This is a genomic window from Streptomyces sp. NBC_00207 (assembly GCF_045160965.1).
Classification (GTDB): domain Bacteria; phylum Actinomycetota; class Actinomycetes; order Streptomycetales; family Streptomycetaceae; genus Streptomyces.
Genome location: NZ_CP130715.1, coordinates 5126982 through 5145862 on the forward strand (window position 1 = coordinate 5126982; position 18881 = coordinate 5145862).

Annotated in this window: 15 protein-coding genes; 9 read left to right on the plus strand and 6 right to left on the minus strand. The window is 72.0% G+C overall.

The features are described 5' to 3' along the window. Nucleotides 1-98: 98 nt before the first annotated feature. From OG472_RS24280 to OG472_RS24300, 5 genes are all read left to right on the plus strand, one after another. Complete coding sequence (locus tag OG472_RS24280; protein WP_383567060.1) at nt 99-947, plus strand: tryptophan 2,3-dioxygenase family protein; 849 nt, start codon at nt 99-101, stop codon at nt 945-947. Continuing rightward, the gene (gene kynU / locus OG472_RS24285) at nt 940-2145 is read left to right on the plus strand and encodes a kynureninase (RefSeq protein ID WP_405942041.1); all 1206 of its coding nucleotides are present in this window, start codon (nt 940-942) and stop codon (nt 2143-2145) included. The genes OG472_RS24280 and kynU overlap by 8 nt, the downstream gene beginning before the upstream one ends. 171 nt (nt 2146-2316) lie before the next feature. After that, nucleotides 2317-3198 carry an alpha/beta hydrolase gene (locus OG472_RS24290; protein ID WP_405942042.1) on the plus strand — a complete coding sequence of 294 codons (882 nt, stop codon included), beginning with the start codon at nt 2317-2319 and terminating at the stop codon, nt 3196-3198. A 172-nt stretch (nt 3199-3370) separates the two neighbouring features. Then, the gene (locus tag OG472_RS24295) at nt 3371-3649 is read left to right on the plus strand and encodes a hypothetical protein (RefSeq protein WP_401611102.1); all 279 of its coding nucleotides are present in this window, start codon (nt 3371-3373) and stop codon (nt 3647-3649) included. A gap of 120 nt (nt 3650-3769) precedes the next feature. Then, on the plus strand, nt 3770-5446 hold the full coding sequence (locus OG472_RS24300) for a PKD domain-containing protein (protein WP_405831234.1): 1677 nt from the start codon (nt 3770-3772) through the stop codon (nt 5444-5446). Between the two features lie 45 nt (nt 5447-5491). Here OG472_RS24300 and OG472_RS24305 read toward each other — a convergent pair whose 3' ends face one another. The 4 genes from OG472_RS24305 to OG472_RS24320 form a co-directional block, all read right to left on the minus strand. Beyond that, a complete protein-coding gene (locus tag OG472_RS24305) occupies nt 5492-6448 on the minus strand; it encodes an MASE1 domain-containing protein (RefSeq protein WP_405831235.1) in 957 nt (318 codons plus the stop codon). A 4-nt stretch (nt 6449-6452) separates the two neighbouring features. Beyond that, nucleotides 6453-7301 (minus strand): PP2C family protein-serine/threonine phosphatase, encoded by an 849-nt coding sequence (locus OG472_RS24310; protein WP_405831237.1) that lies wholly within the window; start codon nt 7299-7301, stop codon nt 6453-6455. A 279-nt stretch (nt 7302-7580) separates the two neighbouring features. Further along, a complete protein-coding gene (locus OG472_RS24315) occupies nt 7581-11582 on the minus strand; it encodes a hypothetical protein (protein WP_405942043.1) in 4002 nt (1333 codons plus the stop codon). Between the two features lie 141 nt (nt 11583-11723). Then, complete coding sequence (locus OG472_RS24320; protein WP_405831240.1) at nt 11724-13007, minus strand: adenylosuccinate synthase; 1284 nt, start codon at nt 13005-13007, stop codon at nt 11724-11726. Between the two features lie 182 nt (nt 13008-13189). On the opposite strand from OG472_RS24320, the gene OG472_RS24325 reads away from it, so the two are divergent. Next, the gene (locus OG472_RS24325; protein WP_401611158.1) at nt 13190-14038 is read left to right on the plus strand and encodes a diacylglycerol kinase; all 849 of its coding nucleotides are present in this window, start codon (nt 13190-13192) and stop codon (nt 14036-14038) included. After that, nucleotides 14035-14574: a hypothetical protein gene (locus tag OG472_RS24330; RefSeq protein WP_405942044.1), complete on the plus strand. Its 540-nt coding sequence runs from the start codon at nt 14035-14037 to the stop codon at nt 14572-14574. The genes OG472_RS24325 and OG472_RS24330 overlap by 4 nt, the downstream gene beginning before the upstream one ends. Here OG472_RS24330 and OG472_RS24335 read toward each other — a convergent pair. Continuing rightward, the gene (locus OG472_RS24335) at nt 14571-15080 is read right to left on the minus strand and encodes a GbsR/MarR family transcriptional regulator (protein ID WP_405942045.1); all 510 of its coding nucleotides are present in this window, start codon (nt 15078-15080) and stop codon (nt 14571-14573) included. The genes OG472_RS24330 and OG472_RS24335 overlap by 4 nt on opposite strands. A gap of 84 nt (nt 15081-15164) precedes the next feature. On the opposite strand from OG472_RS24335, the gene OG472_RS24340 reads away from it, so the two are divergent. Both OG472_RS24340 and OG472_RS24345 read left to right on the plus strand, forming a co-directional pair. Then, nucleotides 15165-16061, plus strand: coding sequence for an ATP-binding cassette domain-containing protein (locus tag OG472_RS24340; RefSeq protein WP_405942046.1), 897 nt, complete (start codon nt 15165-15167; stop codon nt 16059-16061). After that, nucleotides 16058-17632, plus strand: coding sequence for an ABC transporter permease (locus tag OG472_RS24345; protein WP_405942047.1), 1575 nt, complete (start codon nt 16058-16060; stop codon nt 17630-17632). Before OG472_RS24340 ends, OG472_RS24345 begins: the two co-directional genes overlap by 4 nt. 21 nt (nt 17633-17653) lie before the next feature. Here the strand turns inward: OG472_RS24345 and OG472_RS24350 are convergent, their stop codons facing one another. Then, nucleotides 17654-18862 (minus strand): cytochrome P450, encoded by a 1209-nt coding sequence (locus OG472_RS24350; RefSeq protein WP_401611089.1) that lies wholly within the window; start codon nt 18860-18862, stop codon nt 17654-17656. Nucleotides 18863-18881: the final 19 nt, after the last annotated feature.

Here is an 18881-nt window from a genome sequence, read left to right on the forward strand (position 1 = left end):
CGCGCCGGTGTCCTATGCTGCGGGCAGGGGACCGGGGCTCCACTCACCTCACGGAAGGAGCGGACCGCTACCCGGAAGCACGTGTCGAGGAGACAGAAATGTCGAACACCCTTGATGCCTCCGGAGTCGGCGGGTCGGACACCCCGAACCTCGACTTCGACGGCACCACCCCGTACGAGGACTACGTCCAGGCGGACGTTCTCACCCACCTCCAGCACCTCCGCTCGGACGACCCCGGCGAGATGGTCTTCCTGGTCACGACCCAGGTCATGGAGCTGTGGTTCACGGTCATCGTCCACGAGTGGGAAACCGCCGCGAAGGCCCTGCGCGAGGACCGCATCCCGGTCGCGATGGATGCGCTGAAACGTTCCCTCCGCGAACTCGAAGCCCTCAACGCCTCCTGGCGCCCGCTCGCCCAGCTCACCCCCGGACAGTTCAACGCCTACCGCTCCGCGCTCGGCGAAGGTTCCGGTTTCCAGTCCGCGATGTACCGCCGGATGGAGTTCCTGCTCGGCGAGAAGTCCTCCTCCATGCTCGTCCCGCACCGGGGCGCGCCGCGCGTCCACGCGGAGCTGGAGAAGGCCCTCCACGAGCCGAGCCTCTACGACGAGGTCCTGCGCCTCCTCGCCCGCCGCGGCTTCCCCGTCCCGGCCGCCGTCCTCGACCGCGACCTCTCGCTGCGCTACGAGCCCTCGGCCGAGGTCGAGGCCGTCTGGACCGGCCTCTACGCCACCCCGGACGAGCACCTGGACCTCCACCGCCTCGGCGAGGTCCTCACCGACGTCGCCGAGCTCGTCTGGCGCTGGCGCAACGACCACCTGGTCGCCACCCGCCGTGCGATGGGCGCGAAGACGGGTACGGGCGGCTCGGCCGGTGTGACCTGGCTGGAGAAGCGCGCCACGAAGAACGTCTTCCCGGAGCTCTGGACGGCCCGCAGCCATGTCTGAGGCATCCAGCGCCGCCGACCTGGCGGCCCGCGCGCAGTCCCTGGACACCGCCGACGAGCTGGCCAAGCTCCGCGGGCGCTTCACGCTCCCCGACGGAGTCGTCTACCTGGACGGCAACTCCCTCGGCGCGCTCCCGGCCGGTGTCGCCGGCACCACCGCCGACGTCGTCTCCCGGCAGTGGGGCGAGCTCCTCATCCGCTCCTGGGAGGAGAGCGGCTGGTGGACCGCCCCCGAGCGGATCGGCGACAAGCTCGCCCCCCTCATCGGCGCCGCCCCCGGGCAGGTCGTCGTCGGCGACTCCACCAGCGTCAACCTCTTCAAGGCCCTGGTCGGCGCCGCACGCCTCGCGGCCCCCGGCCGGACCCGGATGCTGGTCGACGCGGCCACCTTCCCGACCGACGGCTACATAGCCGAGTCGGCGGCCCGGATGACGGGCCTGACCGTCACCCCGGTGGATCCCTCGCACGCGGCGGAGGCGATGGACGCGGACACCGCCGTGGTCCTCCTCAACCACGTCGACTACCGCACCGGGCGGCTCCACGACCTGCCCGCCCTCACCACGGCGGCCCGTGCCGCCGGGGCGATCACGGTCTGGGACCTGTGCCACTCCGCGGGGGCCCTCCCCGTCGGCCTCGACGCGAACGCCGTCGACCTCGCGGTCGGCTGCACGTACAAGTACCTCAACGGCGGCCCGGGCTCGCCCGCGTACCTGTACATCGCGGCGCGCCACCAGGCCGGCTTCGACTCCCCGCTCCCGGGCTGGAACGGCCACGCGGATCCCTTCGCGATGACCCCGGCCTTCGAGGCGGCCCCGGGCGCGACCCGCGGTCGCGTGGGCACCCCGGACATCCTGTCGATGCTGGCCCTGGAGTCGGCGCTCGACGCCTGGGAAGGGGTCTCGGTCGAGGCCGTACGGGCCAAGTCGCTCGCCCTGACCGACTTCTTCCTCGAATGCGTGGCGGCGTACGTCCCGCAGGGCCGGGTCGAGTCGGTCACCCCGGACGAGCACGGCCGCCGCGGCAGCCAGATCTCGCTGCGCACCGAGAACGCCCGCGAGGTCATGCGGGAACTCATCTCGCGGGGCGTCATCGGCGACTTCCGCGCACCCGACGTCCTGCGCTTCGGCTTCACCCCGCTCTACGTCGGTTTCGCCGACGCCGAGCGCGCCGCGCGCACGCTGGGTCACATTTTCGGGTGACTCGGTAGCGAAACGTCACATCACCGGGCGGGCGGGGCTACGGCTCCGTCCGCCCGGTCACATCCCGGACCCTGCACGGAACCCCCCGTTCCAGACTGATACGGTCCCGCTCTGCCGGAACACCGGAACATCTGTCCCCGCTGTCCCACGCGTTACCGAGAGGTTGAGCCGATGACGGACCCCGCCGCAGTGGAACGGGACGCCACCGAGGCTGCCTCGGCCTTCTCCCATCCGGCCGTTGCGCCGGACGCGACCGCCGCGTACGGGGAACACCCCGACCACGTCGTCGACTTCTACGCCCCGCGCGCCGAGACCCCGGGCGGCCCGGTCCCGCTGGTGGTCGTCCTGCACGGCGGCGCGTGGCGGGCCCCGTACGACAGGCAGCACATCACCCCGTTCGCGGACTTCCTGGCCCGGCGGGGTTTCGCCGTCGCGAACGTCGAGTACCGCCGCGGGAGTTCCCTTCCGCACCAGAACGCCGACGGGCCGGTCGCCGGCCGCTGGCCGGAGACCTTCGACGACGTCGCCGCCGCGATGGACGCCCTGCCGGGGCTGGCCGCCGAGGCGCTCCCGCAGGCCGACGTCCGCCGCGTGGTCGTCACCGGCCACTCGGCGGGCGGACACCTCGCACTGTGGGCCGCGGCCCGGCACGTGCTCCCGTACGACTCCCCGTGGAGGCTGTCTTCCCCGCCGATGCTGCGCGGGGTGGTGGCGCTGGCGCCGATCGCGGACTTCGCGGTGGCGGAGGAACTGGGCGTGTGCGGCGGTGCGAGCGCGCAGCTGCTGGGCGGCGAGGAGTACTTCGCGGACCGCCTCCCGTACGCGGACCCGGCGGCCCTGCTGCCGACGGGGATCGCCACGGCGGTGGTGCAGGGACGGGACGACATCGTGGTCCCGCAGCAGGTGGCCGAGGCGTACGTGGCGGCGGCGGCGAAGGCGGGCGAGATGGTCGGGCTGACGCTCCTCGACGCCGTCGGGCACTTCCCGCTCATCGACCCGGCGGCGGACGCCTGCGCGGTGGTGTCGGAGGAGATCGCGCAACTGGCCTGGTAGCGCCGGTGTTCCGGCCGCCGACCGGGCCGGGGCGCCCGTCCCGGCCGTTGCGCCGGTGTGCGAGGATCCGCGCACAGGCACCGAGCCCCGTGGATCCCGGGGGCTCATCGAGCGGTCGGGGGAGAGCGGACATGAGCAGCAGCACCCTGTGGTGGTTCGAGGGGCGCGCGTGATGGCCCGGTGGGGGTTGCTCGTCGAGCAGCACATGGGCAACGGCGAGGGCCGGGAGTGGTCCATCAAGGTCCTGGGGCACGTCGACGGGACGCGCGAGGAGGCGGTTGCCGCACTGAGGGAACAAGCCGAACAGTACAAACCCCAGCATCCGTACAGGCCGAAGCGACGGGTCCTGTACCGGGACGGCGATTCCTTCCTGCTGGTCCTGGACGGGCGCTGGCAGGTCTTCCACTGCCGGTTCACGGTGGCGGAGCAGCTCCACGACAGCGCAGGCTGACGCGCGGGCAGAATCTCGCCAACTCCCGCCCCCTGCGGTGATATCGGCTGATCATGCGACGAGGATCTATGTACTGTGGCCCCGACAGTTCCTGAGCATGTTCAAAAAATGGGGGGAACGGTGCGCAGTCGCCGTCTCGTAATTTCCGTGGCCGTCATCGCGGCCACGGCCGGTCTCGTCCCGGGGATGGCCCACGCGGCCGACCCGGTGGCTCCCGTCGCTCCGGTAGCGCAGGGTGTGGCCGCTCCCGCCGCGGATCTGGGGAAGGCCGCGGCGCCGAACCTCAAGACCTTCAAGAGCCCCGCCGAGCGCTCGGTCCGCAAGGGCCTGCCCGGCGGGAAGGCCGGGGCCGCTGCCTCGCAGGCCGCCGGCAACCCGGAGCTGGCCCTCGTGCTGAACGCGGCGAGCACCACCGCGCACGCGCTGGACCTGGAGACGACCGTCATCAGCGCGGACTCCACGCTGAAGGTCACCGTCGACTGGGGCGACGGGAACACCGACGGGCTGGACGCCTACGGCTCGACCGTCCTCAAGAGCAGCCACACCTACGCCGAGCTCGGCGAGTACACCGTCAAGGTCACCGTGACGGACCCGGCGAACCAGGCCGAGGTCGTCAACGAGTTCCAGGCCATGACCGCGGGCTCGGACTTCGTCCCGTACGCGCCCACCCGCCTCCTCGACACCCGCGACGGGACCGGCGCGGCCAAGGGCAAGGTCGCCCCGTACGGCTCCACCCGGGTGAAGGTCGGCGGCAACGGCGCGATCCCCGCCGGGGTCACCGCCGTGGTCCTCAACCTGACCGTCACCAACACCACCAGCGCCGGCCACATCACGGCCTTCGCCGAGGAAACCGAGCGTCCGACCACGTCGAACGTCAACTTCGAGGCCGGTCAGACCGTCCCGAACCTGGTGATCGTGCCGGTCGGCAAGAACGGCTACGTGGAGCTGGCCAACCGCGGCTCGGACTCGGTCGACCTGATCGCGGACGTGACCGGCTACTTCACCCGGACCCAGGCGAGCGGCTACACGCCGATGACCCCGGCCCGTTTCGTCGACACCCGTGACGGCCTCGGCACGGTCAAGGGCCAGCTCGGCGGGCGGAAGACCTTCTCCACCCAGATCGGCGGCCTGCGCGGCGTGCCCCAGGGCATCACCGCCGTGGCGCTCAACGTGACCGTCACCAACCCGAAGGAGTCCGGCCACCTGTCGGTCTTCCCGGGCGGCGGCGCCACCCCGACCGCGTCCAACCTGAACTTCACGCCCGGCCAGACGATCGCCAACTCGGTGATCGTGCCCGTGGGTGCGGACGGCAGGATCAGCGTCTTCAACGGCGCCTGGGCGGGCACCGACGTGATCGTCGACGTCGTCGGCTACTACAGCAAGGACAGCAAGGCGTCCTACATGCCGCTCAAGCCGGACCGCATCATCGACACCCGTGACCCCGCCTGGCCCTACGGCCCGCTGCGCGCCCGGAACTACATCTACACCTACAACGGGAAGTCGCCCGGCGATGTGGGTGTCGACGGGTACGTGCTGAACACCACCGTGACCAACACGAGGGGCACCGGCTTCCTGTCGGTCGCACCGGACCCGAACACGATCCAGCAGTACAAGGACCAGACCGCGGTCTTCCCGGAGCGTCCCAGCGCCTCGACCCTGAACTGGACGGCCGGCAAGACCGTCCCGAACCTGGTCCAGGCGAGCTCCGGCAAGAACGGCATCGTCGACTACTGGAACCAGGGCTGGGAGGACGTCGACCTCATCGTCGACATCTTCGGCTACTACGAGTCCAAGTGATCCACCGCTAGGCGCCCAGGGGACGGCCTGCCGTCCCCTGGGCGCCTAGCGTTCCGGTTTGCCCCGGGCGAGGTGTTCCACCAGTTCGGCCAGGTCCTCGCAGACCTGCTCGATCTTCAGGCGGACGTTGTTCTGCTCGGTGACCATCGCCGACAGCAGCAGCCCGGTCAGGGCCGCCGCCCCGTTGAGGGCCTGCAGGTTGATCATGGTTCCCAGGAGGGTCTGCCCGTCGAACGGCCCGGTCCGGTCGCTCGCCGCCGAGATCGCGAGGACGGACACGAGCAGGGTGACCGGGGCGCTCCCGGCGAGCTGGAAGCGTACGGCCGCCCAGATGATCAGCGGGAAGACCAGGAACAGCAGGGACAGGGAGCTCCGGGTGGCCACCACGGTGACGACGACGGACGTCAGTACCAGGGCCGCCACCTCCGGCACGCGGTAGCCGCCGCCACCGGGGCGGCGGACCCGGCGCAGGACGAGCAGGAGGGGCGTCACCACGAGCACGCCCATCGCGTCCCCGGCCCACCAGGCCGACCACACCGGCCAGAACCGGGCCGAGGGCAGGTCGCCGCTGAGCACCAGCGTCCAGGTCCCGATGGTCGCGCTGATCAGCATCGGCAGCAGACCGCCCAGGAAGACCAGCGCCAGGGCGTCCCGCAGCCGGTCGATCTCGCTGCGGAAGCCCGCCTTGCGGAGCATCAGGTACGCGCACACGGGCGCGAGGGTGTTCCCCGCGACGATGCCGAGGCCGGAGAGGTTGAAGTCGCCGATCCGCTCGATGGCGAGGTACGTGCCGAGGGCGATCCCCGGCCATGTCCGCAGGCCGAGCCAGAGCAGGGCGGCGAGGGCGATGCCGGTGGGCGGCCACAGGGGAGTGACCTCGGCGCCGTTGACGACCACGGACTGGTGCAGGCCGATGCGCCCGCCCGCGTAGTAGGCGAGGGCGACGGCGAGGATCAGCAGGACAGCTGCGGGCAGACGTCGCCATTCCTCGGTGCGCACCACAGCATCAGACAACAGGCCCGCGCCCGGGCGGGGCGTGACGCGCCGCGTCGTGGGTGAGGACGAGTACTGCGGCGTCATCGGCGTGGCCGGTGGAGTCGGCCACCTTCATGACCTCGGCGGCCAGCTCGTCGGGATCGGTGCCCGCCGCTTCCCTGACGACGCGGGCGACGCGCTCCAGCCCCACCTCGATCGGGAACCTGGGCCCTTCGACCACGCCGTCGGTGAGCAGGACGATCGATCCGGCCTTGGTCAGCCGGCGCCGGGTCACGGCGTACCCCGATCCGGTCTGCAGGTTCAGCGGCAGCCCGCCGTCGTCATCGGTGATGCCGTACCGGCCGTCGACGGTGGCCCAGATCGCGGGCACGTGGCCGGCCCGGGCGCTCTCCAGCTCCCGTGTCTGCGGATCGAAGCGGAGCAGGCTGCAGGTCGCGAAGAGATCGCGGTCCATGGAGAGCAGTACGTCGTTGGCCCGGCCGAGCACCTCGCCCGGATCGGCGACGACGGCCGAGATGGCGCGCAGGCAGATCCGGATCTGCCCCATGAACGCGGCCGCGTCCACGTCGTGTCCCTGGACGTCGCCGATGCAGAAGGCCAGGGCGCCCTCGGGCAGCTGGAAGCCGTCGTACCAGTCGCCGCCGATGTCCAGGCCGTGCCGGGCGGGCGCGTACCGGGCCGCGGCGCGCAGCCCCGGCAGCTCGGGCAGCGAGGTGGGCAGCATCTCGCGCTGCAGTGCCTCGGCCAGCTCGACCCGGGCCTGCTGCAGCTCGACCCCCTGCCGCGCCTGGTCGGTGAGCCGTCCGAGCATGCTGAGCAGGTCGGCGCTCGCCACGCGCGGGGGGCGGCGCGGGCTCATGGAACGCTCCGAGGTGCATCCATTCGTCCCTGCTTCCGCTCCGCTCACGAGCCCGTGCACATCATATTTCCGGGCACCCGGAACGCGCTCCCCGAGACGGCCCCGGCCCGGCCGATCCGCACCGGGAACGCGCTCCCGGGCATTCGTTCGAACATCAGTCGCATTGCGTGTCGGCCGGCGAGGCGACCGGATGGGGAAGGATTCTTTTCCCGAAAACGCGGAGGGCCCCGCCCGATCTCCCGATCGGACAGGACCCTCACTCGTGTGCACGGGACGGCGTCAGGACGTGAAGTAGCCGTTCAGGTCGGCGATCACGTCGACGGAGCCCGAGTTGTTGAAGAACGTCACCCGTCCGTCCACGACCGGGACGACCACCAGGTTGGCGACGGTCTGCCCGGCGGTGTAGTTGAGGTTCGACACGTTGGGACGCGTGACCCCGTGCGGGTGGACGATCAGGTGGCTGGCCCCGGTGGGGTTGGTGACCGTGACGTTCAGGACGACGGCGGTCACACCCTGGGCGGGCACTCCCGCGACGCCGGCCACCTGCAGGTTCACGAGGCCGCCCGGACCCACGGCGCCCGCGGCGGCACCGGTGCCGTCACGGGTGTCGAGCAGCCGGACCGGACCCGCCGCGGAGAAGGTGGAACCGGTGGCCGCGTAGTAGCCGGTGACGTCGGCGATCAGGTCGACGGAGCCGGCGTTGTTGCGCAGGTCGACCTTGCCGTTGACGACCGGGACGGTCACCAGGTTGGGGACGATCTGCCCGGCCGCGAAGTTGAGGTTCGACACGTCCGGCGCCGCCTGCCCGTTGGGGTAGACGGTGACGTGCCCGGCCTGCGTCGGGTACACGGCGGTCACGTTCATGACGACCGCGGTCACCCCGGTGGCCGGGATGCCCTTCACACCGGAGACCTGGAGGGTGACGACCCCGCCCGGTCCGACCTGCTTCTTCGGTGCGCCCGTGCCGTCCCGCGTGTCCAGGAACCGCGACGGCGTGATCGAGTTCAGCGCGGAGCCGGCCCCGGCCTTGTCGGTGTAGTAGCCGGTGACGTCCGCGATGAGGTCCACCGATCCGGCGTTGTTGCGCAGGTCGACCTTGCCGTTGACGACCGGGACGGTCACCAGGTTGGGGACGATCTGCCCGGGCGCGAAGTTGAGGTTCGACACCTTGGGCGTGGCCTGCCCGTTCGGGTAGACCATCACGTGTCCGGCCTCGGTCGGGTATACGGCGGTCACGTTCATGACCACGGCCGTGACACCCGTCGCCGGGATGCCCTTCACGCCGGCGACCTGGAGGGTGACGACCCCACCGGGACCGACGCGCTCCTTCTTCGCACCGGTGCCGTCCCGCGTGTCCAGGAACCGCGACGGGCCGTGCGGCACGAACCGGCTGCCCTTCTGCACGGGCGCGGGGGCCGTGACCGTGTAGGCCTTGGGCAGGTAGCCCGGGGACGGGACCCCGCTGGTGTACGCGGCGCCGTCGAGCAGCAGGTCGTACTGCCCGGGCTCCAGCCCGTTCGTGTCGACCTTGACGTACAGCTGCTTCCCGTCGGTGTTCGCGGTGACCGGCTCCAGGGCCCGGTCCGGCGAGCCGCTGCGGATCAGCTTGAGCTTGGTGCCGAAGGTGAGACCGGTCCCGCTGACGACGGCGTCGGTACGCGTACCGACCTGGCTCGTCGACGGGCTGATGCCGGTCGGGTTCGGCGTCGGCGGCTCGACGCAGCCCTCCTGGCACTCTCCCTGCAGGGAGAAGTCGACGGGGGTGCGGGCCCGCTTGGGACTCAGCAACAGGACCGCCTGGCCGGGCGCCGCGCCCGTGCCCGTCCCGCAGCTGAAGGCGAACCGGTCGGTCGAGGCCAGGCACGCGTAGCCGGAAGTCTCGGAGGTCCACCCCGGGCCGCTCAGCAGGTCCAGGCCCGGCTTGTCGAACTCCGTGGTGCTGGTGGTGCCCGAGACGGCGAAGGTCTGGCCGAGCTTCATGTCGATCACGGCGCAGTAGGCGGTGGAGGTCTCGGAGAGGGTCCCGCTCCGCGTGGGGAAATCGTTGATCGAAACGCGGTTGGCGGTGCATTCCGGGGCCCAGCCCGATGCCGTGCCCACGCGCCAGGTGTCCAGCTTCGCGGCCACCGGGATGCTGCCGGACTTGTCCGGGCCGATGACCGCCAGGTACGAGGTCGAGCCGGCGACACGGCAGGAGCCGGTCTCCATGCACACGGCGCGGCCGTCGCCGTCGACGACGGTCAGCGGGGCGCTGTCGACGTACGGGACGCCCGGTGTCCGTGACGCGATCCAGAACTTGTCCGTGGCGGCGCCCTTCACCCGCACGCAGCGGGTGTCCAGGGGCGACGTCAGGTCGTAGGCGAGGGAGGGTCCGCCCGTCTTCGTCGAGGGCGCGTCCGTGCACTGCGCGGACGCGGACACGTCGCGCCGGACCAGCCGGTACGTCTCCGTTCCGCCAAAGGCGACGGCCCAGCTCTGGAGCAGGACCGTGTACGGCACACCGGAGGCGAGGGAGCACACGTTGGTCCTGGTGGAGGACGTGGTCTCACACCGGACGTTGCCCGCCGCGTCGACCACCTTGACGGTCGCCGTCACGTCCTTCCGGGTGTCGGAGACGTGGTCCAGCAGCTCCGTGGTGGAGTGGGCGTTGCCCGGCACGCTCAGGCAGGCCTGCGCCCTGTTGAAAGCCACCGGCACCTCGGCACCCCAGGTGCCGTTGCCGAACGTGGACTGCGGCCACGGCGTGCAGCCCTCGGCCTCGTCGGTCCGGTGGAACACCAGTCCGAAGGTCGTGGTGAGGGTCGTGGTGGGTGAACTCCTCAGCACCGCGCGGAAGGGAGCGGTGCCGGTCAGCTTGCAGATGGTGCCGCCGTTGCACTGCTGCAGGGTGCCGGACGCGTCGTAGATCTTGTACGCGGTGTAGCCGTCGCCGGCCGACGGCCGGTTCAGCACGTAGACGCCCTTGCCGCTGGCGGTGGGCAGGGTCAGGCAGAGCGCCTGCCCCGGCCCGGCGAAGGTGCCCTTTGCCGGACCGGCCACCAGGCCGTTGTCGTGGGTCGGGGTGCAGCCTCTGGTCTCCCTGGCGGAGTGGAAGGCGATGCCGAAGGCCTTGAAGCTGTTGCTCTGGGGGTTGGCGGACCAGGTGTAGTCACCCGGGGCCAGGTTGCAGACGCCGTTGTCGCAGCCGGGCACGACCTCGCCGGCCTCGGTCAGGAGCGGCGACGGAAGAGGGTGGACGCTTCCGGAGGCGACGACATCGGCGTAGGTGTATTCGGCTGCCTGCGTGACCCGCAGGATGCGGCAGTGCTCCGTCGGGGTCAGATCCGGGAGGCTCCCGAAGGCCTGGGGCTCGACCAGCGCGCAGCCCTCCGGCTTGGAGAGCCGGGCCACCGTGTAGTCGTAGCCGTCGACGGCCTTCCCCGAGGACTGCAGTGCCGAGATCCGGAACGGTGCGGTGCCCGTGAGCCTGCAGTCCAGGGCGTACGCCCCGCGGCCCTTGGACGTGCAGACCTCTTTGCCCGAGGCGTCGTACACACCGTGCACGACCTCGGACCGGGAGCTGAACGCGCGCAGGACGTCACCGGCGGCCAGGTCCAGGGTGTAGCAGTCGCCCGCCGAGCCGACCGGCAGCGAGCCGTGCAGCACGGCCGGTGCGCCGAGCCGGCGGTCGGCGGCGCCCACTGCCTTGCACCCGGTGGTGGAGAGCAGCGGGGCGTACGACACGGAGATGCCGTTTGCCGCGTCGCTCTTGTCCGTGACCTGCACCGTGTACGTCCCGGCCTGAGCGGTGGGGCACCGGAGCGCCGTGTACGCGGCGCTGTGGACGCTCTCGCAGGTGACGGCGGCGCCGCCGGGCGCGATCAGCTGGGTCGTGGACCACTGGGTCGTGATGACCTGGAGCATGACCAGGTCCTTCTGCTGCGGCAGGGTGAGCGAGAAGGACGCCGTCTTGGACGGGTCGACCGTGCAGGTGACGACCGTGTGCGGAGCGACGGCTGCCGGGCACGGACCGGAGAGGTCGCTGTTCTGCAGCGTGCGTACGGCCGCCTGGTGGTCGGCCTTGGGGTCCGGCTCCGGCGTGGCCTGCGGGCCCGCGGCCTTCGGCTGGGCCGTGGCCGGGGAGGCCGTGGTGGTGCCGGCCGCCGCAGGGGCCGCGGCGGCGGTGCCGCTCTGGCCTGCGAGCGAGGCCAGCAGTGCGAGCAGCAGGGTGCCCGAGGCGGCGATCGCGCCGCCCCGCCCCCGTCTGCTCCGTTCTCTTCTGCCGATAGGCAGCAAACTCATGAACCCCCCAGTTCGGATGGGCCCGACCCCCGTGACCTGCTCGGGGGCTCTGGGCAGCCGGAGTGTAGCGCCCGCCCCGAACAGCCCGAAGGGCGGGACGCCTTATGCGCGTCCCGCCGCTGCGGTGAGTGTCCCTCCTGCTTACAGGAAGGAGTTGATCTCGATCGTCTCGGTGCGGCCGGGGCCGACGCCGATCGCGGAGATCGGGGCGCCCGACATCTCCTCGAGGGCCTTGACGTACGCCTGCGCGTTCGCCGGCAGGTCCTCGAAGGTCTTGGCCTTGGTGATGTCCTCGGACCAGCCGGGGAGGTATTCGTAGATCGGCTTCGCGTGGTGGAAGTCGCTCTGCGAGTAGGGGAGCTCCTCGACGCGCTTGCCGTCGATCTCGTACGCGACGCACACCGGGATCTGCTCCCAGCCGGTCAGCACGTCCAGCTTGGTGAGGAAGAAGTCGGTGAGGCCGTTCACCCGGGTGGCGTACCGTGCGATCGGCGCGTCGAACCAGCCGCAGCGACGGTCACGGCCGGTGGTCACACCACGCTCGCCGCCGATGCGGCGCAGGTCCTCGCCGTCCTGGTCGAACAGCTCGGTCGGGAACGGGCCCGCGCCGACGCGGGTCGTGTAGGCCTTGAGGATGCCGATGACACGGCTGATCTTCGTCGGGCCCACGCCGGTGCCGGTGCAGGCGCCGCCCGCGGTCGGGTTCGACGAGGTGACGAAGGGATAGGTGCCGTGGTCGACGTCGAGCAGGGTGCCCTGGCCGCCCTCGAAGAGCACGACCTTGTCCTCGTCGAGCGCCTTGTTGAGGATCAGGGTGGTGTCGGCGACGTACGGCTTGATCTGCTCCGCGTACTGGAGCATCTCTTCGACGATCTGCGCGGCGTCGATCGCGCGGCGGTTGTAGAGCTTCGCCAGGAGCTGGTTCTTGCCCTCCAGCGCCGCTTCGACCTTCTGGGTGAGGATCGACTCGTCGTAGAGGTCCTGGACCCGGATGCCGATGCGGTTGATCTTGTCCGCGTACGTCGGGCCGATGCCGCGACCGGTCGTACCGATCTTGCGCTTGCCGAGGAAGCGCTCGCCGACCTTGTCGAGGGTGACGTTGTACGGCGTGATCAGGTGCGCGTTGCCGCTCAGGAGCAGCTTGGAGGTGTCGATGCCGCGCTCGTTCAGGCCGCGCAGCTCGGAGAGCAGGACGGCCGGGTCGACGACGACGCCGTTACCGATGACCGGGGTGCATCCGGGGGAGAGGATGCCGGAGGGGAGAAGGTGCAGCGCGTACTTCTGGTCGCCTACGACGACCGTGTGGCCGGCGTTGTTGCCACCCTGGTAGCGCACTACATAGTCAACGGATCCACCGAGCAGGTCGGTGGCCTTTCCCTTGCCCTCGTCACCCCACTGAGCTCCGAGCAGCACAAGAGCGGGCACAGGCGTACACCTCTTCCGGATGGGGCATGTCCAAGGTCAGGGGGGCGTACGACGATGTACGCAGGCTGAGCCGTCGGACCGGTACCCCGGAATAGACGAAGGCCCTGGCGCAATAGCGCAAGGGCCTCTTGCACAAAGATGCTACCCGAGGAAGGACCGAGGTGTCGGCTCCAGAGCCCACCATGAGCCATGCGGGCGCGCCGGTAGGCGGCCTGCTCGTGCTCGTCGACCCGGTCGCCCGCCGTCTTGACGGCGAGTCCGTGCGGATCGCGAAGGATGTGTTGTCAGCGGGCGCGGCAGCGAAAATCTGCCTCCCGGATTCGCAGGAGGAATTTGCGCGGGCTCTTGCCCGCCGGGGTCATCGGCAGCCGGTGATCGTGGGCGACGACCGGGCCCTGGTCCGGGCCGTGGGGCTGCTGTACCGGGAGCGGGCGCTGGGCGAGGGCGCCCTCGCGCTGGTCCCGGTGGGGCCCGTGGGATCCCTCGGGCTGGCGGGTTCCCTCGGGGTTCCGCTTTCGGCCGTTTCCGCTGCCCGGGCGGTGCTCGACGGGACGGTGCGGATGTGCGACCTGCTGGTCGACGACAGCGACGGGGTGGTGCTGGGTGCGCTGCGGATCCCGCCGGTGCGGGGGATCCCGCGGCCGGCCGGGCCGTCGGTGTGGAGCGCGTACCGCTCGCTGGTCCGCACGCTGGTCCGCCCGGTGGCGGCGGGCGCCGGCGGGGGCGGTGGTGCGGGCGGGAGCGGGGCCCACCACCGGCTGCGGGTCGAGGCCGACGGGGTGCTGTTGGCGGACGTGGACCAGCCCGTGGAGGACGTCTCGGTGCGCACGTGCGACGACGGAGGTCCGGCCGAGGTCGTGGTCCGCACCGGTGGCGGCCCGGCGGGTTCCACGGTGACGGCCCGGGCCAAGACGGTGACGGTGTCGGGCGCGGACTTCCGCTACCGGGCCGACGCGGCGATGACCGGGCCGGTCCGCCGCCGTACGTGGACGCTGAGGCCCGGGGCATGGACGCTCACCCTGCCCCGGTGACGGAGGCGGTGGCCGATGCGCTGGGCGACTGGCGGCGGGACGGGCTCCTGCTCTGCCTGCTGCCGGTGTTCTGGTGGCCGGCGGTGGTCGCGGCCGTGCTCACCCGGCCGCTGGCGCTGGTGGTGCTGCTGAGCCCGGTGGTGCTGGGGGTGCGGGAGCTCCACGCCGTCCGGCGGGCCCGGCGCGCGCTGCGGGAGCCCGCGGTGCGCTGGATCCCGTACGAGGCCGTGGTGGTCCGCGCGCGGTGGCGCCCGCCGGTGCTGGTCCTGGCGGACGGGCGGTACGCGCTGACCCTGGGCGTGCTGGGCCGGCGGGTGCTGCCGCCGCGCCCGTGGCCCCGTACGGCACCGGGCGCGCAGGCCCCGTCGGCGTCGGCGTCGTCTGCCCCGTCGGCCGTGTCGGGGCGCCAGGTGCAGGTGGTGCAGGTGGTGCAGCTCGCGGGGGATCCGGCCGCGGGTGGGGTGCTGTGGGCTCCCTACTCCGGCGGCCTGGGCCGTGCCCGTCCCGTGCGCTGCGCCGCGCCGGGGGTGCGCTAGCCGAGGCCGAGCTTCTTCCTGTGGTCCCGCCAGCGGTCCATCATGGCCAGCATCTCGCCCTGCAGGAACTCGAAGAAGGCCGCCGTCTCCGCGACCCGCGCGCCGGCCGGCGAGCCGGCGCCGAGGGTGGCGGCGCCCTCGCGCAGGGTCTTCTCCCACAGGGTCAGGACCTGGTCGCGCCGGGTGAAGGTCTCGTACCAGAGCTCGTTGTGCAGGACGTACCGGTCGCGCCGTGATCCCGGCTCGCGTTCGCGGCTGACCATGTTGACCTGGGTCAGGTAGGACACGGCCCCCGACACCGCCGCCGGGCTGATCTGCAGTGCCTCGCCCAGCTCGGCCGAGGTCATCGCGCCCCCGTCGCTCGCCAGCAGCTGCGCGAAGACCCGCGCGGCCATCCGCTGCATGCCCGCGTCGGTCAGCTGCGCGGCGAACCGCTCCACGAAGCGCGAGACCGCTTCGCCGTCCCTGTCGTCCGGCTGGGCCAGGCCCGTATCCACATCCACCATGTCGTCCGCCACCTTCCCGACTTTACGTGATTCTTGAGATTCCCAATATTCACAAACTTGTGAAAGTCACGTACGTTCAGAAGTGTGACGAAGGCAATCCGCGTCGCCGGACTCCACAAGGCGTTCGGCCGCACCCGCGCACTGGACGGACTCGACCTCTCGGTCACCACCGGCGAGGTCCACGGCTTCCTCGGCCCCAACGGAGCCGGCAAGTCCACCACCATCCGGATCCTGCTGGGCCTGCTGCGCGCCGACTCCGGCACCACCGAGCTGCTCGGCGGCGACCCGTGGGCCGACGCGGTCTCCCTCCACCGCCGGGTCGCCTACGTCCCCGGAGACGTCACCCTGTGGCGCAACCTCTCCGGCGGCGAGGTCATCGACCTCTACGGGCGGCTGCGCGGCGGCCTCGACCGGGCCCGCCGCGCCGAGCTCCTGGAGCGGTTCGAGCTCGACCCCACCAAGAAGGGGCGCACGTACTCCAAGGGCAACCGGCAGAAGGTCGCGCTCGTCGCCGCCTTCGCCTCCGACGTCGAACTGCTCATCCTCGACGAGCCCACCTCCGGCCTCGACCCGCTGATGGAGGAGGTCTTCCAGAGCTGCGTCGCCGAAGCCCGCGCGGCCGGACGCACCATCCTGCTCAGCTCGCACATCCTGAGCGAGGTCGAGGCCCTCTGCGACCGGGTCAGCATCATCCGCAAGGGCCGCACCGTGGAGACGGGCACCCTCGCCGACCTGCGCCACCTCACCCGTACGTCGATCAGCGCCGAGCTCGCCGGACCGCCGAACGGGATCGCGCACCTGCCGGGCGTCCACGACGTGGAGGTGCAGGGGCTCAAGGTCCGGCTGCAGGCCGACACCGACAAGCTGGACGCCGTACTGCTCTCCCTCACCGCATCGGGGGTGCGGTCGCTGACCTCGACACCGCCCACCCTGGAAGAGCTGTTCCTGCGCCACTACACGGGCGAGGCGAACGGGCGATGAAGCGACAACTGGCGGGCACCGGCGCCCTGCTCCGGCTGGCCCTGCGCCGCGACCGCGTGATGATGCCGGTCTGGATCCTGGTCACCTCGCTCCTGGTGGTGAGCATGCCCGGCTCGCTGGCCGCCGTGTACGGCACCGCGGCCGAACGCGCCCGGACCGCCGCCTCCATGAACGCCAACGCCTCGATGCGCGCCCTGTACGGGCCCGTCTTCAGCGACTCCCTCGGCGGCCTGACCGCCTGGCGGGCCGGCGTCTACGGCGCCGTGCTCGCGGCCGTGATGAGCCTGGTCATCGTCATCCGGCACACCCGCGAGGAGGAGGAATCGGGCCGTCAGGAACTGCTCTCCGCCGGTGTGGTGGGGCGGCGCGCCCCGCTGACGGCCGCTCTGCTGGCCGCCCTCGTGGCCAACGCGTGCGTCGCCCTGCTCGTCGCGGGCGGCCTCGCGCGGCAGGGCGCGCCGGGAGCGCTCGCCCTCGGCCTGGCCACGGCCGGCAGCGGCATGCTCTTCGCCTCCCTGGCGGCCATCGCCGCCCAGCTGACCGAGAGCGCCCGCGCCGCCAAGGGAATCGCGGCCGCAGTGCTCGGCGCGGCCTTCGTCCTGAAGGCCGCGGGCGACTCCGGGACCGCCGCCGGGAGTTCGGCCCTGACCTGGGCCTCGCCGCTCGGCTGGGTCGAGAACGTACGGGCCTTCGCCGCCGAACGCTGGTGGGTGCTCCTGCTCTTCACCGCCGCCGTCGCGGTGCAGGCGGGCGCGGCGTACGCCCTCACGGGACGGCGGGACCTGGGCATGAGCTTCCTGCCGTCCCGGCCGGGCCCGGCCGAGGGGCGCCTGGGCACGGCGGGCGCGCTGGCCTGGCGGCTGCAGCGCGGCAGCGTGGCCGGCTGGAGCGCCGGCTTCCTGCTCGCCGGCGTGGTCTTCGGCGGGATGGCGGACGGCGCCGCGGACCTGGTCGGCGGCAACGAGAAGACCCGCGAGATCATCGAACGGATGGGCGGGCAGAGCGGCCTCACCGACGCCTTCCTCGCCACCCTGGCCGGGATGTTCGGCCTGGTCGCAGCCCTGTACGTCGTCTCGTCGGTGCTGCGCGCGGCCGGTGAGGAGGCGGGGCTGCGCGCGGAGCCGCTGCTCGCGAACGCGGTCGGCCGGCTGCGCTGGGCCGGCGGCCACCTGGCCGTGGCCTTCGGCGGCTCGGCGCTGATCCTGCTGCTGGCGGGGCTGGGCCTCGGCATCGGGCACGGCCGCGAGGTGGGGGCGGCGATCGGCGCCACGCTCGCGCAGCTCCCGGCGGTGTGGCTGATCGGGGCGCTGGCGGCGCTGCTCCACGGCGCGGCCCCCCGGTACGCGACAGCCGCCTGGGCGGTGGCCGGGACCGCGCTGGCCCTGGGCTGGGTCGGCCCGGCGCTGAACCTCCCGCAGGCCGTCCTGGACCTCTCGCCCTTCGCCCACCTGCCCAGGCTCCCGGGCGCGCAGGCCCTGGCCTGGGGCCCGCTGCTGACCCTGACCGCCCTGGCGGCGGCCCTGACCGCGGCCGGCCTCGCCGCCCTGCGCCGCCGCGACATGACCGCGTGAGCGTGGGCGGGGGTCTGCGGGCTAGAACTCCACGAGCAGCTGCTCCAGCCCCCGGATGACGTAGCCGTCCCGCCACCGCGGCTCCTCGACGAGCCGCAGGGGCGGGACTCCGTCCGCCAGCAGCGCCCCGAACGAGGCCTCCAGCTCCCGCCGCGCCAGCGGCGCCCCCAGGCAGTAGTGGATGCCCGCCCCGAAGCTCAGGTGCGGATTGTCGGCCCGTACGAGGTCCAGGGCGTCGGGCTCCTCGAAGCGCGCGGGATCCCGGTTCGCGGACCCGAAGAGCAGCGCGACCTCGGCTCCGCGCGGGATCTCGGTGTCCCCGATCCGGATGTCGTCGAGCACCCAGCGCTCGAACATCTGCAGGGGAGTGTCGTACCGCATGAGTTCATCCACAGCTGTGGACAACTTTTCGGGATCGCGACTCTCGCGGAGCGCGGCGAGCTGCGCGGGGTTGCGGAAGAGCGCCCACCACCCGTTCACCGTGGTGTTGACGGTGGCCTCGTGTCCGGCGTTCAACAGGAGCACACAGGTGGAGATCATCTCCTGCTCGCTGAGCCGCCCCTCCTCATCGTGGGCGGCGATCAGCCCGGAGATCAAATCCTCCCCGGGGCGGCTCCGCCGCTCGGCGATCAGCCCCCGCAGGTAGCCGCTGAACTCGACGCTCGCCCGCACCGCGCGCCGCGCCGTCTCCTCGTCCGGCCGGAGCTCGAACATCCCGCAGATGTCCGCCGACCACGGCCGCAGCAGCCCCCGGTCCGCCTCCGGCACGCCCAGCAGCTCTGCGATCACGGCCACCGGCAGCGGCTCGGCGACGGTCGCGAGCAGATCCCCGCCCCCGTCCGCCCGCAGCTGCTCCACCAGCCCGTGGGCCAGCCGCTGCACGGCGGGCACGAGCCGCTCCACCGTGCGCGGGGTGAAGGCCTTCGCCACCAGCCTGCGCACCCGCGCGTGCGCGGGATCCTCCAGGTCCAGCAGGCCGTTGCCGTTGAGCACGTGGAAGGGCTCGTGCTCCGGCGGCGGAGCCTCGCGCCCGAACTCCTCGTGCGAGAAGCGGTGCAGGTAGGTCCGCCCCAGCCGCCGGTCCCGCAGCAGAGCGCTCACATCGGCGTAATGCGGCACCAGCCACTGCCCGGTGGCCTCCCACCAGACAGCCCGCCCCTGCTCCCGCAACTCCCGGTACGCCGGATACGGATCGGCGACGAACGCGGCATCCCACGGATCAAAGCCCATCCCCGCACCCTAGGGCTTC